Annotated in this window: 12 protein-coding genes and 1 pseudogene; 3 read left to right on the top strand and 10 right to left on the bottom strand. The window is 72.5% G+C overall.

Going from position 1 to position 15,786, the window contains the following annotated elements; translation table 11 throughout:
• Window positions 1-207 precede the first annotated feature (207 nt).
• From AB0927_RS23150 to AB0927_RS23120, 7 genes and pseudogenes are all read right to left on the bottom strand, one after another.
• Window positions 208-1,290, bottom strand: a complete 1,083-nt coding sequence (locus tag AB0927_RS23150) for a S1 family peptidase (protein WP_366669571.1) — start codon at window positions 1,288-1,290, stop codon at window positions 208-210.
• Between the two features lie 352 nt (window positions 1,291-1,642).
• The gene (locus tag AB0927_RS23145) at window positions 1,643-2,542 is read right to left on the bottom strand and encodes a S1 family peptidase (RefSeq protein WP_366669570.1); all 900 of its coding nucleotides are present in this window, start codon (window positions 2,540-2,542) and stop codon (window positions 1,643-1,645) included.
• A gap of 216 nt (window positions 2,543-2,758) precedes the next feature.
• Window positions 2,759-3,541 carry a DUF1684 domain-containing protein gene (locus AB0927_RS23140; protein ID WP_366669653.1) on the bottom strand — a complete coding sequence of 261 codons (783 nt, stop codon included), beginning with the start codon at window positions 3,539-3,541 and terminating at the stop codon, window positions 2,759-2,761.
• Between the two features lie 354 nt (window positions 3,542-3,895).
• Window positions 3,896-4,300: pseudogene (locus AB0927_RS23135) on the bottom strand (LLM class flavin-dependent oxidoreductase); the annotation flags it as partial.
• 277 nt (window positions 4,301-4,577) lie between these two features.
• On the bottom strand, window positions 4,578-5,339 hold the full coding sequence (locus AB0927_RS23130) for an amino acid ABC transporter ATP-binding protein (RefSeq protein ID WP_366669569.1): 762 nt from the start codon (window positions 5,337-5,339) through the stop codon (window positions 4,578-4,580).
• A gap of 29 nt (window positions 5,340-5,368) precedes the next feature.
• Window positions 5,369-7,126, bottom strand: coding sequence for an FAD/NAD(P)-binding protein (locus tag AB0927_RS23125; RefSeq protein ID WP_366669568.1), 1,758 nt, complete (start codon window positions 7,124-7,126; stop codon window positions 5,369-5,371).
• A complete protein-coding gene (locus tag AB0927_RS23120) occupies window positions 7,123-7,980 on the bottom strand; it encodes an amino acid ABC transporter permease (protein ID WP_366669567.1) in 858 nt (285 codons plus the stop codon). Before AB0927_RS23120 ends, AB0927_RS23125 begins: the two co-directional genes overlap by 4 nt.
• A 484-nt stretch (window positions 7,981-8,464) precedes the next feature.
• Here AB0927_RS23120 and AB0927_RS23115 point away from each other — a divergent pair, with 484 nt between their 5' ends.
• Window positions 8,465-9,385 carry an ABC transporter substrate-binding protein gene (locus AB0927_RS23115; RefSeq protein WP_366669566.1) on the top strand — a complete coding sequence of 307 codons (921 nt, stop codon included), beginning with the start codon at window positions 8,465-8,467 and terminating at the stop codon, window positions 9,383-9,385.
• Between the two features lie 6 nt (window positions 9,386-9,391).
• On the opposite strand, the gene AB0927_RS23110 is transcribed toward AB0927_RS23115, so the two are convergent.
• Window positions 9,392-10,615, bottom strand: a complete 1,224-nt coding sequence (locus AB0927_RS23110; protein WP_366669565.1) for a DUF5685 family protein — start codon at window positions 10,613-10,615, stop codon at window positions 9,392-9,394.
• A gap of 271 nt (window positions 10,616-10,886) precedes the next feature.
• Between AB0927_RS23110 and AB0927_RS23105 the strand changes: the two genes are divergently transcribed.
• A complete protein-coding gene (locus tag AB0927_RS23105) occupies window positions 10,887-11,324 on the top strand; it encodes a cell division protein SepF (RefSeq protein WP_366669564.1) in 438 nt (145 codons plus the stop codon).
• A 37-nt stretch (window positions 11,325-11,361) separates the two neighbouring features.
• On the opposite strand, the gene AB0927_RS23100 is transcribed toward AB0927_RS23105, so the two are convergent.
• Both AB0927_RS23100 and AB0927_RS23095 read right to left on the bottom strand, forming a co-directional pair.
• Complete coding sequence (locus tag AB0927_RS23100) at window positions 11,362-12,546, bottom strand: acyl-CoA dehydrogenase family protein (protein WP_366669563.1); 1,185 nt, start codon at window positions 12,544-12,546, stop codon at window positions 11,362-11,364.
• Between the two features lie 89 nt (window positions 12,547-12,635).
• Entirely contained in the window at window positions 12,636-14,285 is a 1,650-nt protein-coding gene (locus tag AB0927_RS23095; protein WP_366669562.1) for an MFS transporter, read from the bottom strand.
• A 276-nt stretch (window positions 14,286-14,561) separates the two neighbouring features.
• Here AB0927_RS23095 and AB0927_RS23090 point away from each other — a divergent pair, with 276 nt between their 5' ends.
• The gene (locus AB0927_RS23090) at window positions 14,562-15,758 is read left to right on the top strand and encodes a glycosyltransferase family 39 protein (RefSeq protein WP_366669652.1); all 1,197 of its coding nucleotides are present in this window, start codon (window positions 14,562-14,564) and stop codon (window positions 15,756-15,758) included.
• Window positions 15,759-15,786: the final 28 nt, after the last annotated feature.

Here is a 15,786-nt window from a genome sequence, read left to right as displayed (position 1 = left end):
TCATCGTACGCTCGTTCGAATACTCTAGCTCCATCACCGCTGGTCGGCGAGTGGGTTCGAACAAGTAGGCGATTCTTCACGGCGAGTGAACGGGGAGAGCGGCAGGGGGAGGATGGCCGAAACGACGACGTCCCGCCCCGGAGGTTCGGGGCGGGACGTCGCGGGAGCCGTTCGAACAGAGGGGAACGGTCGGTCGAACGGATCCGGTCAGCCGATCTCGGTGCCCGTGGCGGAGAGGGCCGCGGTGACCGGCTGGAAGAAGGTCTCCCCGCCGGAGGTGCAGTCGCCGCTGCCGCCGGAGGTCAGGCCGATCGCGTCGCCGCCGGAGAACAGGGAGCCGCCGCTGTCACCGGGTTCGGCGCAGACGTCGGTCTGGATCAGCCCGCTGACCGTGCCCTCCTGGTAGTTCACGGTGGCGTCCAGGCCGGTGACGGTGCCGTCGTGCACCTGGGTGGTGGACCCGCTGCGCGTGACCTTCATGCCCACCGTCGCCTCGGCGGCGCCGGTGATCTTCCGGGTCGAGCCGTCGTAGAGGTCGACCTCGCTCGGGTGCGCGGCGTCCGAGGTGTACTTGACCAGGCCGAAGTCGGTGCCCGGGAAGTGGGACTCCGCGTTCTGCCCGATCGGGTTGCCGCCGGCGTCCGACCAGGTGGAGATGGCCGCGGTGCAGTGCCCGGCGGTCAGGAAGTACGGCTGTCCGTCCTTGACCACGTTGAAGCCGAGCGAGCAGCGGCCGCCGGAGCCGCTGATGGCGTCGCCGCCGGCGATGAAGGGCTTGTACTCGCCCTGGAAGCGCTTGAGTTCGGCCTTGCCGCCGAGCCCGGCGACCACCTTGCTCAGCTTGTCCCACCGGGCGCCGGTGACCGACTTGTCGGCCGTGACGACGACCTTGTCCGACACCGGGTCGACGGACCAGGACGTGCCGGGAATGGTCGCGTTCTCCTTCAGTGTCGTACGGGCGCCGTCGAGCTGCGCGAGCGTGTGGGTGACGATCCTGGCCTCGGCGCCCCTGGCCTCGACGGCCTTCGCGGCCGTCCGGTCGAGCACGTTCACGACGAGGCTCCTGGCCTTGGCGTCGTAGTAGCTGCCCGCCGCGTCCGGCCCGAGACGCGCGCCGAGGTCGGAGGCCAGCGTCGCGGCCGCCGGAGCGGACAGCAGCCGGGGGTGGATCGCGGGCTTCGCGGGCTCGCTGGCGTTCGCATTCTGCAAGGTGACACCCGCCGCGGCCAGCGCGGCGACACCCGCGCCGGCCATGACGAGCCGGCGCCTGGGTATGCGTCGGTGCTTCAACTCACGTCCTCCTGTGGGGGGACGGCCGCCGGATTGTGGGGATCCGACGGCCGGAAGGCTGGTTGACGGGCGCCCACTCTTCCGAAACCCACAGGCGGCACACAAGGCCGAGTTCCGGACGCCCGGTGGAAGGGCTTGCGGACACCCGTTCCCGGCTGACCCACCATCACCACCGAGGAAATTTCGGGGTGCAAACACTACGAGCGAGTAACGCTCATCGGAACGTGACGGCGGCGCCTGGCTTGTTTCTTTCGCCGCCGTCGCCCTTCCTTCACGAGCCGGGCATGAAGAAGCCCCCGCACACACGCATGTGTGCGGGGGATCACCGAAGCGTGGCCGAAGCCGTGACTTCTTAGGGGAGCGTGACGCCGTAGTAGCTCAGCGCCTCGGTCACCGGCTGGAAGAAGGTCGTGCCGCCGGAGGTGCAGTCGCCGCTGCCGCCGGAGGTCAGACCGTAGGCGACGGACCCGTTGTACAGCGGGCCGCCGCTGTCGCCGCCCTCGGCGCAGACCGTGGTCTGGATCAGGCCGGAGACGATGTCACCACTGCCGTAGTTGACGGTGGTGTTGAGCGCGGTGACCTTGCCGCTGTGCGTGCCGGTGGTGGAGCCGCGCCGGTAGACGGTCTGGCCCACGCTCGGGGTGGCCGCGCTGGAGATGGTCTGGCTGCCGACCGCGCTCGGGTGGGCGATCGAGGTGTTGGTGTACTTGACCAGAGCGAAGTCGTTGCCCGGGAAGCTGTAGCCCACGTTGGTGCCGAGCACCGTGGTGTGGGCGGAGTTGCTGTACCAGGTGGAGGCGACCTCGCCGCAGTGCCCCGCGGTCAGGAAGTAGTACGTGCTGCCGCTGTGCACGTTGAAGCCGAGCGAACAGCGGTACGAACCACCGTAGATGGCGTCGCCGCCACTGATCAGCTTGTTGAACTTGCCGGCCGTGCGCTTGATGGTGAGCGCGCCCGCGTCGGCGCCGGCCTCCTTCTTGATCTTGGCGATCGCGGCCTGGGACACCGTGCTGTCGACGGTGACGACGACCTTGTTGTTCTTGGCGTCGACGGCCCAGGCGGTGCCGGGGACGTCCGCCTTCATCACCGAGTCGCTCGCCTGGGTGAGCTGCGCGGCGCTGAAGGGGTGGGCGTCGCTGGCACTCGCGGTGGGGGCGGCGAACGCGGCCGCGGCCAGGAAGCCCGCGGCCACGGCGATCAGCCGGGTCCGTCTCGCCGAGCCGCTGCGGGGGGTGGTGCGCTCGTTCCTCACGTGTCGTTCCCTCCAAGGGAATTCAGGGGCCCGCGTGGGGTCGGGGCCCGGTGAGGCGCAGTCAGGGAGCCGTGACCGGGTTCCGGTTATGCATGTCCCTGACAAGCGCTGAGGGCGAGTATTCGACCGGCCGCCCGGCAGGCACAAGGGTGGCTTTCGGCCGTCGGACTTTAGCCCCCCTTTGCCCAACGGCCCTCGCTTTAACCTTTGTTGGTGTCAGCTCAGCGCCCGCTCCCCCGCCTCCACGGCCGTGTCCAGCGTGTTCCCGGGCGGCGGGAAGGGGCAGAGGAAGTGCTCGGCGAAGGCGCAGGGCGGGAGTTGGGCGCGGTTGAAGTCGACGGTCGTACGACCCCGCGCGTCGGGCGCGTCCGGGAAGAGGAAGCGGAACCGGAAGCTGGTGTCGCCGCTGGTGGCGTCGGCGAACACCGCCCACAGCGCGCCTCCGTCCGGCCGCGCCACGGCCAGTGTCCGCTCCCGGCCGCCCAGGGTGAACGCGAGTTCACCGGCGAGGGCGAACCCGCGGGCCCGGCCGTCCGCGTTGCCGAGCCGCACGACGCGCTCCGTGTCGTACGGCGTGAAGCGGCCCGGCACCGACCAGGCGGGGTCGTACTCGGTGACCTCGATGCCCCGGAAGGCCTGGCGGGCCCCGGCGCCGGGATCGTAGACCCGAACCCCCCAGACGCCCTCGCGCACCAGGACGACCAGCCGTTTCTCGCCGAGCGAGACGCGGGCGGCGGCCTCCGGACCGGTGCCGGCGGTCAGCCGGATCTCCCCGGCGAACGGGCGGCGGTCCACCCGCAGTCCGTCGGCCTCGGTGGCCTTAAGCACAACTCCCTGGTCATCCGCCACCCAGTTCCCGGGAATGTCCGGAAGTCGTCCATCCGGATGGTCCTCGATCCAGTGAGTCGCGGTCAGTGCGAGCGGCCCGTAGGGCGCGGTGACCGATTCCTCCCGCTTCTCCCGCCACTGCTTCCATGCGTCGGACGCGTCGATTGCCATGCTGTTCCATCTCTTCGTGTGCTTCGTCTTCTTCGGCAGTAAAGCGCGGTGGGCGGGGCGGCCCAGCCCCAGGTGCTCGCGCAGGGTGCCCCCCGGATAGAAGGTCCGGAACAGGCCGCGGTGCTGGAGCAGTGCCACGGTGCCGTTGACCAGCCGCTCCAGGTCGCGGCGGGGTTCGACGGGGACCAGGTGGAAGCCGTCGGCGGCGCCCTCGGTGTGCCAGGCGGCGAGCAGGTCCGCGAGGTCGACGGGCCCGCCCCGGTACAGCGGGCCCTGCGCGGTGGGCCGGGGACCGCCCCCGCCGTGGCCGGGCTCGGCCGCGCACTCCCCGCCGCCGAGGTCGACCCGCAGGCTCACCAGGACCCGCAGGGCGCCCGGACCCCGCCCCGACCGCGCCGCCCGGTCCCGTAACTCCTCGCGCACCACGGCGGCCTGCGCCGAGGACGCGGCGCGGACCAGGGCCACGTCGGCGTGCCGGGCGGCGAGGGCCCGGCCGTCCCGGGTGCTCGCGTCGACGACGCGGACGGGGTGGGGCCGGGCAGGGTGGGGCACTCCGGCGAGGGCCTCGGGGCCGGCGTCGAAGCCGGCATCGGTATCGGCATCCGCGCCGAAGTCGGCATCTGCGTCGGCGCCGGGTGCCTGGATCCGTCGGCCCACGCGGTCCGTGGCGACCCGCTCCAGGACGGCCGGGGCGGCCCGCGCGGGGAGCGTCCCGGTCACCGTCGGCACCAGCCCGATCCGCCGGGTCGCCGACGCCATCGCGGACAGCAGGCCGAACGCCTCGGGTCCCGGCCGCCCGGTGGAGTCGTCCAGGGTCACGAAGTCCAGCCGGCCGTGCTCGGCGAGCCGCACCAGTTCGGTGTACGGACCGGTGCCGGAACCCTCCGGCAGGTCGACGGCGGCGGCGAGGTGCAGCATCCCGCGGCGGTACCGCCCGCTCATCCGCCCGCCTCCGGCCGCCGCACTCCCCCGGCCCGGCCCCCGGCCCGGCCCCCGCGCCGCCCCGGCGCCGCGCACTCCGCGACCGCACCCATCCTCACAGCACCTTCGCCAGGAACGCCCGTGTCCGCTCCTCGCGCGGCGCCCCCAACACCGCGTCCGGCGACCCCTGTTCGACGATCCGCCCGTCGTCCATGAAGACCACCGTGTCGGCGACCTCCCGGGCGAACGCGATCTCATGGGTGACGACGATCATCGTGGTGCCCTGGGCGGCCAGATCGCGGATGACGTCGAGGACCTCGCCGACCAGTTCGGGGTCGAGCGCCGAGGTCGGCTCGTCGAAGAGCAGCAGCCGGGGCCGCAGCGCGAGCGCCCGCGCGATGGCGACGCGCTGCTGCTGCCCCCCGGACAACTGTCTCGGATACGCGCCGGCCTTGTCCGCGAGCCCCACCCGCGCGAGGAGCCGGTGCGCGTCTTCCTCCGCCTCCTTGCGGGGCCGTTTCAGCGCGGACACCGGCGCCTCGACCAGGTTGTCCAGGACGGTGAGGTGCGGGAAGAGGTTGAAGTTCTGGAAGACGAAGCCGATCTTGGTGCGCCGGCGCAGCACCTCGCGTTCGGGCAGCTCGTACAACCGGTCCCCGGAGCGCCGGTAGCCGATCGGCGAGCCGTCCACCGTGATCTCGCCCCGGTCCGCCTTCTCCAGGTGGTTGATGGTGCGCAGCAGCGTGGACTTGCCGGAGCCGGAGGGGCCGAGCACGACGGTGACCTCGCCGGTGCGGACCTGGAGGTCGACGCCCTTGAGGACGTCGAGCGGGCCGAAGCTCTTGTGCACCGACCTGATGTCGACCATGACGGTCATGGCTCAGTTCCTTTGTATAGGGGGGAGGTTCATGCGGCGGCGCGCCCGGACCGGGCCCGCAGGAAGGCCAGGGCCGTCCGCGCGGTGGCGTCGTTCTGCCGGAAGGCGGGTCCGCCGGTGCGCGGCCGGGTGAAGGCCCCGGGAGTGCGGGCGTCGGTCCAGGGACCGAGCGCGAAGCGGCGGGGGTGCGGGCGCCCGGCACCGTCGAGGAGACGCCCGTCGTGGGGGTCGACCCGGAGCAGCCCCTCGGGGGTCTCGGCGGCGCCGTCGGCGCGCAGTTCGCGCAGCAGGGGGTCGCGGGCGCGGCCGACGGTGGGCTCGGGCAGTCGGGCCTCGACCAGCGCCCGTGCCGTGACGGAGTACCCCGGCACCGTCGAACCGGACGCCCGGAACACCCCGTCCTCGGCGGTGACGGCCATGTCGGCGCCGAGGAACCGCAGCAGTCCCGCCCGGGACAGCGCGAGCATCTGCCGCAGCCGGGGGCCGGGCGGCCCGGACGCCAGATAGCTGAAGAACCCGTGCCACCAGGGTCCGGGGTCCCCGAGCCGCACGAGCTGGCCGTAGACGGAGAGCAGTCCGAGGAAGACACCCAAGTCGGCACTGAAGGAGGGATTGTGACGTCTCGTCAGGTCGTTCTCGATGTAGGCGCGCAGCCCGTCCTGGAGGTCCTCGTGCGAGGCGTGTCGCACCCCGGCCAGCGGATGGTCGAGCGCGGCGAGGTCGAGCCGGTCGGCCGGGTCCGGTACGGCGGCGGCGACGAGCGCGTCCAGTTCGGCGGGGCCCCCGGCGGCCGCGTACTTCTCCTCGAAGTCGGTCCAGGCGCTCGCCGTGCGCTCCGGGTGGGCGGTGAACAGCCGGTGGTAGTGGGCGAAGCCCAGCTCCTTCTCGACCAGCGGCCACACATCGCGCCGGAAGTCGAAGCCGCCGGGCCGGGACCGCAGTTCGGCCGTCTCGGCGGGGCCGAGGAAGCGCGGCAGCGGGGGCCGGTCGCCGGTCCAGTCGTAACCGATCTTCGAGTGGTACGGCACCCCGCGCCGCGAGCCGACGTACAGCACCGGTTCCCGCCCCGAGGGCAGGTAGGTCTCGCCCTCGTACCGGCCGCCGCGGCCCTCCGTGAGCAGCACCATGAGGTCGACGAACGCCAGTCCGAAGCCCCGGACGAGGACCGGTTCGCCGGGCCGCAGCGCGGACAGGTCGGTGTCGGCGGTGAAGTCGGGCGGCAGGTGCACCAGGCCGTGCGCGCGGGCGTACGCGGCCAGCTCGGCCTGCTCTTCGTCGAGTTCGGCGTCGAGGTGGCCGAGGGCGAGGATCACCAGGTCGGCGAGGAGGGGGCGCGGCACGCCCTCCAGCCACACCTGCTGGCGCCCCTCGCGGGGGCCGCCGACGCGCAGGGCGCGCGTGGGGTGGTGGTGCACGGTGATGTCCGGGGGCAGCTCGGCCAGGGCCCGCTCGTACACGAAGCGCAGGTAGCGGCCCTGGAGCCGGCGGTCGGCGAAGGTACGGCCGTCCAGCGCGGCCCACTCGTGCAGGGTGGGGCCCGCGCGCACCGGCCCGTCCATGCGCACCGTGTCGTCGGTGAACATGGTGACGTCCTCGGCGTGCGAGTTCATCCACAGCAGCGGCGACTGCTCCTGGCGCCAGACGCGTCCGCCGCCCGGCGGGTACGGGTCCACGAGATGGATGTCGAGTCCCGAACCGGCGTACAGCTCCGGCGCGTTGGCGGCGATGCGTTCGAGGAGGCCGGTCCCCCGCGGCCCGGCGCCCACGATCACCAGCTGGGGCCTCATCGGGCCTGCCCCGTGCCCCGCGCGTAGTGCTTCTCGACGTACGCCTGGCCGATGCCGAGCAGGGTGGTGACGACGGCGTACCAGAGGGTGGCGACCATCAGCAGCGGGATGACCTGGTAGGTGCGGTGGTAGATCAACTGGGCCGAGAACAGCAGGTCGTTGACCGCGATGACGCTGACGATGGAGGTGCCCTTGAGGGTGCCGATCAGCATGTTGCCGGCGGGCGGCACGATGGAGCGCATCGCCTGCGGCAGCACGATCCGCCACCCGCGGCGCCACCGGCTCAGGCCGAGCGCCTGGGCGGCCTCGACCTGGCCGCGGTCGACGGAGAGGATGCCGCCGCGCACGACCTCGGCGGCGTAGGCGGCCTCGTGCAGGGTGAGGCCGATGACGGCGACGGCGACGGGGCTGAGCAGGTTGACCGTCTTCACCCCGAGCAGCGTCGGGTACAGCGCCCCGATGTTGAACCACAGCAGCAGCTGCACCAGGATCGGGATGGACCGGAACAGCCAGACGTAGCCCCAGCCGACCGCGCGCAGCACGGGGTTGGCGGACAGCCGGAAGGCGGCGAGCAGGGTGCCGAGGGCGAAGCCGAGGACCATCACCACGGCGGTCAGCCAGAGCGTGAGCCACAGCCCGCGCAGCACCGAGCCGGTGGTGAAGTAGTCGGCGACGACGCCCCATTGGAACGCCTGGTTGCGGACGACGGAGGTGACGGCGAGGCCGAGCAGCACGAGGACGACGACGGCGGCGGTCCACTGTCCGTAGCGGCGCTGGGGCACGATCCGGGGGACGGCCGCGGGCCCGGGTATCTCCGGGGCGGTGGGGGCTTGGGCGAGGGTGTCGGATGACATGCGAAGGCTCCGTGACGCGATCGGTCGAACGTCGGAACGGGTGATGCCTTCACACGGGCGCGCCCCCTACGGATGGCGCGGTCACGGCCGAGCCCCTCAGCAGGGCCGTGCACCGAGAGTACGCAAGCGGTCGCCCGCGCTGTCAAGGCTGTCCACACTGTGAGCGTTACGTCTCAAGTCGGTTGACGCGGAACCGGATGCCTGTTCCACTTGCCCCATGCATCCACAGCAGTGGCTGGTCACCCGCTCCCACATCGACTTCGGTCGCGTGTGGTCCTCCTCCTGTTGAGCTGACCCCCTGCGCACGCCCGCCTGCGGCGGGCCTGCTTCGCGCTCTCCCTTTTTTCCCGCCTTCTTGAGCGCCTTCCTTCGCGCTCCCTTCGCTCCACCAGGCCTTCACACGCGCCCCTCCCCTCGCGCTCTCGCACACCCTTTCCCGTTCAGGAGAACGCCGCCGATGCGTACCTCGATGTATCGATTTGTCATGCCCGTTACCGCCGTGACCTCGGCCGCCCTGCTCCTCACCGCCTGCGGCTCCGGCTCCGGCGCCTCGGGCGGGACGGACGCCTCCGGGGTGGCGGCCAAGTCCGACGCGGTGCCGACCACCGACGTGGTGTCGGCGGAGAAGACGGACCCCGCGGCGGCCAGGCTGCTGCCCCCCGGCACCACGCACCTCACCGTCGCGATCAGCGTCGGCGGCACCCCGCCCGGCACCACCTACCTCGCCGACGGCAGAACGCTGACCGGCCAGGACGTCGACTTCACCAAGGCGGCCGCCAAGGTCCTCGGTATCAAGCTGACGGTGGATCAGGCGAGCTTCGAGGCCATCCTGCCCGCCCTGGACAGCGGCAAGTACGACTTCGGCGCGAGCAACTTCGGGGTCACCGACGAGCGGCGCAAGGCCATCGACTTCGTCACCTACATCAACGACGGCCAGGGCTTCGCCACCCGCAAGGACAGCAAGCTCACCAGGATCACCGAGCTGAAGCAGCTGTGCGGACTGAACGTGGCGACCGGCGCCGGCACCACGTTCGAGGCCACGCTGGAGGAGAACAAGCACCTGTGCACCGACGCGGGCAAGAAGCCGTACCAGGTGCAGACGTACGCCGAGACGAGCGCGATCTGGTCCTCGGTGCAGCAGGGCCGCAGCGATGTCGTGATGTCCACGATCAACGGCCTGCGTTACGCCGTCGCCCGGCAGCCCGGCCTGAAGTTCCTCAACGAGTTCCACCGCCTGGACGTCGGCTTCGCCTTCAAGAAGGGCACCAAGCTCGCGCCCGCCTTCCAGGCCGCGGTGGACCGGCTGATCGCCGACGGCACCTACGACAAGATCCTCAAGAAGTGGGGCACGACGGGCTCGGCGATCAAGAAGTCGCGGATCTCCCCGCCGGAGCTCAAGAACTGAGCGGGGTCAGCAGCCACAGTCGCAGGCACAGCACTCGCAGCACTCGCAGCACTCCAGGGCCTCGCAGCACGACCAGTCGCAGTCGCAGTCGCAGGAGGCACAGCAGCCCTCGCGCCGCTTCCGCGACCACGGCCCCTCGAACTCGTCGGCGCAGCACACCTTGCAGGTGCAGCACACGGCGAGGGCGGCGGCGCAGCCGGCCCAGAAGCCCCGCTTCTCCGGGCCCCGCGGCGGACCGCCGTAGGGGGTGCCGTGCGGGTGCCCCGGAGCGTACGGCCCCTGCGGCCCCGGGGCTCCCGGGATCCCTGGGTTCCCCGGGGCGTACGGCCCCGTGGGCGGCCCGAACGCGCCCTGGGCGGCGGTGTGTCCGCAGGAGGTCGTGCCGAAGGCCCGGTCGACCGACCGGCGCAACTCGTGCACGAGCAGCAGGTGGACCAGCGCGCCGTCGCTGAACTCGGCGTCCTTCAGGGCGAGTCGGATGCCGTGCACGGCGTCGTCGGCGAGTCTGCGGGCCTCGGCGCGGGAGGTGCCGGTGGCGGTGAGCGGGTTCCAGGCGCCGCTGCCGGCGTCGGCCTCCTGGTCCTCCACCGCGTCCAGCAGATGCGCGAGCCGCCCGAAGAGCCGCCCGGCCTCGGCGAGCGGCGCCGCGTTGCCGGGCCGGCCGGCCAGCCGCGCGGTGTGCGCGAAGGCGGCGGCGGTGGCCGTCTCGGTGGGCTCGGTGACCATCAGGACCGGGGTGCCGGGCCCGGCCAGCGTCTCGATGCCGAGCTGCCGGTCGACGGCGGCCACGAGGACGCCGGTGTCGAAGCCGACCGCCGCCCCGCTGTACTCCCCGGCCCGGCCCCAGCTCGCGGCGACCTTGCGGGCGGCGGCGGCCACCGGACCCCGGGCCAGCAGCCCGTCCCGGTCGGCGACATGGTCGCGGACCTTCGCCGCGGCGAGCACCAGCGAGACGGCGGCCGCGAGCCGCGCGCCCTCGCCCTGCGCGACGGACGCCGTCCGCATCCCGCGCAGCGCGCACGGCCCCGCCGTACGCCGTCCGCCCTCGTTCCGGCCCAGCTGAGCCTCCGTCAACACGGAGATCAGCAAACCGTCATAGTTGGTGACGACACGTGCGAGCTGACCGTGGTCGCGGCGCAACGCGAGGCAGAGTCCGCACAGATGTGCCATCCACTCGGCCTTGAAGCGGTCACCGAGCCGGTGCGCGCAGGGCCTGACCATTCCGAACACCGCGTTTCCCCCGTGTGTTGACGTGCCCTCGGCTTCACCCGGACGCACCGAGCATCACCCATCCGCCGCTGACCATCATATTTCACTCACAGTCAGCAGCCGTACGTGTCACAACCCTTGGGGGACAAGGTGTCTCGACGGATCGGCTGTGCACCAGTACCGTCACAAACCCCCCGTGCGGCGACTATCCACTTGGCGCGTTGTCAGCATCATGGATGACCATAGGGGAAGGTGCGGAAAGCACGAGAGACCGCTGTGAGAGGAGGCGTCCATGGGATCGGTACGCAAGGCGAGTGCGTGGCTCGGCCTCGTCGACGACAACGATGACGAGCGCTACTACGACGACGACTACTCCGAGGGCACCAGGTCCGGGGACGCCTGGGTGACCGACCCTCGGGTGCAGGTGGCCGCGGACAAGGCCGAGGAGAAGAGCCGCAGGATCGCCACGGTCACCCCGGACAGCTTCCGGGACGCCCGTGCCATCGGCGAGCTGTTCCGGGACGGGGTCCCGGTCATCATGAACCTCACCAGCATGGAGGCCGGGGACGCCAAGCGGGTCGTGGACTTCGCGGCGGGGCTGATCTTCGGCCTGCGCGGCTCCATCGACCGGGTCTCCAACCGGGTCTTCCTGCTCACCCCGGCCGACACCGAGATCATCAGCGGGGAGGCCTCCGCGCACCGCTCGGACGGCTTCTTCAACCAGAGCTGAGGCGGGGCCGCTCACCGGCCCCGCCCCACCCGGCGGCTCACCGGAACGCGTCGAGCCCGGTGAGCGCCTTGCCCAGCACCAACTGGTGCATCTCGACGGTGCCCTCGTAGGTGAGCACCGATTCGAGGTTCGTCGCGTGCCGCATCACGGGGTATTCGAGCGAGATCCCGTTGGCACCGAGGATCGTGCGCGCCGTACGGCAGATCTCGATCGCCTCGCGGACGTTGTTCAGCTTGCCGAAGCTGACCTGCTCCGGGCGCAGCCGGCCGGCGTCCATCCGCCGCCCCAGATGGTGGGCGAGCAGGATCCCCTTGTGCAGTTCGACCGCCATGTCGGCGAGCTTGGCCTGGGTGAGCTGGAAGCCGCCGATGGGCCGCCCGAACTGCTCGCGGGTCTTCGCGTACTCCACGGCCGCCTCGAAGCTGCTGCGCGCGGCGCCCATCGCGCCCCACACGATGCCGTAGCGGGCGTGCGAGAGACAGCTCAGCGGGCCGCGCAGCCCGACGACCTCCGGCAGCACCGCGCTCGCGGGCAGCCGCACGTCGTCCATGACGAGTTCGCTGGTGACGGAGGCGCGCAGGGACCACTTGTGCTTGATCTCGGGCGCCGAGAAGCCGGGCGTGCCGGTCGGCACCACGAAGCCGCGGATGCCCTCCTCGGTGCCCGCCCAGACGACGGCCACCCCGGCGACCGACCCGTTGGTGATCCACATCTTGCGCCCGTTGAGCACCCAGTCGTCGCCGTCGCGCTTGGCGTGGGTGCGCATGGAGGCGGGGTCGGACCCGTGGTCCGGCTCGGTCAGGCCGAAGCAGCCGATCACCTCGCCGGCGGCCATCCGCGGCAGCCACTCCTGCTTCTGCTCCTCGCTGCCGAAGCGGTGGATGGCGTACATGGCGAGGGAGCCCTGCACGGAGACCAGCGAGCGGATGCCCGAGTCGGCCGCCTCCAGCTCCAGGCAGGCCAGGCCGTACTGCACGGCCGTCGCGCCCGCGCAGCCGTACCCGGTGAGGGACATCCCGAGGGCGCCGAGGCCGCCCAGCTCGCGGGCCAGTTCCCGGATCTGGGGCAGCTCGCCCTTCTCGTACCAGTCGGCGACGTGGGGCAGCACACGGTCGGCCGCCCAACCGCGGACGGTGTCCCGGATCGCCAGGTCCTCCGGGTCCAGCAGATCGTCGATCCCGAGCGGGTCGGCGGCGTCGAACGGGGGCAGCTTCGCGGACATGGGACACCCTCCGGGTACTGAAAACTAGCACCGCTAGTTACGGCTTCGCAGCCGACGTTACGGGGGAGTTTCCCGCACGTCCAGAGGGGTCAGGCGGAGACCCGCGGCTTCTCGGCGGCGCGCGGGGCGGGCAGCACCGGTTCGGCGGCGGGCGCGGCGGTCCCGGGCTCCGCGCCGGCGCCGGGCTCCGTCTCCGCGCCGCACTGCATGAGCCGCGGCAGCCGCAGCGCCATCACCGCGCCCAGCAGCAGCAGACCCGCGCTGACCAGCAGGGTCAGGTGCAGCCCGTGCACGAAGGAGTCCCGCGCGACCTGGCGCAGCATCGCCCCGGTGGGGCCGCCGAGCCGGTCGGCGACGTCGTAGGCCTCGCCCAGTGAGTGCCCGGCGTCGGCCGCGTCCGGCGCGGAGACCCCGGGGACCGAGCGCAGCCGGGGAGTGTAGGCGGCGTTCATCACACTGCCGAGCAGCGCGATGCCGATGCCCGCGCCCAGTTGGTACGACGTCTCGCCGATCGCCGCCGCGCCACCGGCCCGGTCCGCGGGGGCCTCGCTGAGCATCGACTCGTAGGCGCCGAACAGCGTGGTCTCCAGGCCGAAGCCGAGCAGCACGAAGCCGGACAGCAGCAGCGGCGCGTCGTCGGTGCGGCCCATCGCGGTCAGGACCAGCACCGCGGCCGCCGTCAGGCAGAAGCCGGTGCACACCATCCGGCGCGGCCCGAACCGGCGCAGCACCCGCGCGCCCAGCAGGCCCGCCGCCATCGCGGCCACGGTCAGCGGCAGCAGCCGCAGGCCGGTGGCGAGCGGCGACAGGCCGAGCACCAGTTGCAGGTACTGCGCGGCGATCAGCTCCAGGCCGACCAGCGCGAGCATGGCCAGCACGATGCAGCCGACCGAGGTGCTGAAGGCGGGCCTGCGGAACATGCCCAGGTCCACCAGCGGATGCGGCAGCCGCCGCTGGCGTCGTACGAAGAGGAGGAGAAGGGCCGCGCCGAACAGCAGCGGGAGCAGGGTGAGGGGGCTAGCGGGGGCCTCGCCGCCGCCGAGCCGCTTCACGCCGAGGACGACGCCGAACAGGCCCGCGGCCGCCATCAGCGCGCCGGTCACGTCCCAGGGGCCGTCGCTCTCGCCTCGCGACTCGGGCAGCAGGATCCGCCCGACGGGGAGGCTGACCAGCATCAGCGGGATGTTGACGAGGAAGACCGAGCCCCACCAGAAGTGCTCCAGCAGGAAGCCGCCGAGCAGCGGGCCGACCGCGGCGCCGACCGCGGCGACCGCGCTCCACACGCCGATGGCGAGCGCGCGCTCGCGCCGGTCGGGGAAGACCTGGCGCAGGATCGACAGGGTCGCGGGCATGATCATGGCGCCGCCGACGCCGAGCAGCGCGCGGGCGAGGATCAGCACCTCGGCGGTGTGCGCGCAGGCGGCCACGGCGGAGGCCACGCCGAAGAGGCCGTAGCCGAGCAGCAGGACGCGTCTGCGTCCGACGCGGTCGCCGAGGGTGCCGAAGAGGATCAGCAGCGCGGCGCAGACCAGCGGGTAGACGTCGACGATCCAGAGCAGCTGGATGGCGCTGGGGCGCAGGTCCTCGCTGACCGCGGGGACCGCCACGTGCAGCACGGTCGCGTCGAGGGCGACGAGCAGCAGGCTGACGCAGAGGACGACGAGGACGACCCAGCGGTTGGCGACGGGCCCGGCCGTCCGACGGCGCGGCAGCAGGGCGGCCGTGGTCGTCCCGGACATGTACGTACCTCCCAGATGTTCCCTCGCGTGCGGCGAAGTGGCAGGTCTCCCTGTCGTACGGCCGGGAGGAAGCGGTGTCCCCGGCCCGCGCTCGACCCGCGGGGATGGCTCGTCAGCCTACGCGAGTCCGCCGCGCCCCCCAGTGGCGGACCTCTCACCCGCGGCAGGCAACCCGTGTGGGCTGCACCACGTCGCACCGGCCCGACCGCGACCCGGCGGGCGGTCCGGTCCCGCGGCCGGTCGATAATCGAGCCCGTGACCGATCTCAGGACCGGTGTGGCCGCACCCCACGCCCCGCCCCATGCCCCGCGCCCCGCGTCGCTGCCGCGCCGGGCGGTCCCGGCCGTCCTCGGGTACGCCGCGGTCCGTGCCCTGGGCCTGGTGGTGCTGGCGGTGTGGAGCGCGGCGCGCGGCAAGAGCGCGCTGACGCTGCTGACCGCGCGCTGGGACTCCCTCTGGTACACGCGGGTCGCCGAGCTGGGCTACGGCTACCAGGTGCGGCTGCCGAACGGCGACGTCCACTCGAACCTGGCGTTCTTCCCGCTGCTGCCCTGGCTGGAGCGGCTGCTGCACGCGGTCACCCCGCTGTCGTACGCGCACGCGGGTCTCGTGGTGAGCCTGGTGGCCTCGCTCGTCGCGGCGGCGGGGATCTTCGCGGTGGCCGAGCACGTGTACGGCGCCCGGGTGGGGATGTGCGCCGTACTGCTGTGGGCGGTGCTGCCGGTCGCGGCCGTGCAGTCGATGGCGTACAGCGAGTCGCTGTTCACCGCGCTGGCGGCCTGGGCGCTGTACGCGCTGCTGACCGGGCGGTGGGTGAGCGCGGGGCTGCTCGCGGCGCTGGCGGGGCTGACCCGGCCGGTGGGCGGCGCGGTGGTGGCGGCGGTGTGGGTCGCGGCCGCGGTCTCGTTCGCGCGGGACCGAGGCGCGGCGCGCGCGGACGGCGCGCGGCTGCCGACACGCGCCCCCTCTTCTTCCGCCGTCCGCCGTCTCCTCGGCGTGCTCGTCGCCCCGCTCGGCGCGGCCGGCTACGTCCTCTGGGTCGGCCACCGCACCGGCAAGGGCCCGCTCGGTTATCTCGACGTACAGGCCGGATGGCGCAACGGCTTCGACGGCGGGTACGCCTTCGCACGCTTCGTGGCCGCCAGGTTCACGTCATTCCCCTCCGCTCTCGTGGGCGTCGGCCTGATCGTCGGCGTCGCGCTGCTGCTCTGGCTGTACGTCACCGGCGTGCGCCGGGGCCAGCCGCTCGGACTTCTCGTGTACACCGGCATCGTGCTCGCCCTCGCGCTGTGCGCGTCGAGCTACTTCGGTTCCAAGCCCCGGCTGCTGCTGCCCGCCTTCCCGGTCCTCTTCCCCCTCGCCGCCGCGCTCGCCCGGCTGCGGACCTCCCGATCCGCCCTGCTCACGGCGGCGTTGGCGATCGCGTCAGCGGTGTACGGGGCGTTCTGGCTGAACGGCTCGGGACCGCCGTGACCGACCCGGGCCCGGCCCGATGACACCC

It is taken from the genome of Streptomyces sp. NPDC048106 (assembly GCF_040706415.1).
In the GTDB taxonomy this organism is placed as follows: domain Bacteria; phylum Actinomycetota; class Actinomycetes; order Streptomycetales; family Streptomycetaceae; genus Streptomyces.
This window is presented reverse-complemented; position numbering and strand designations above follow the sequence as displayed.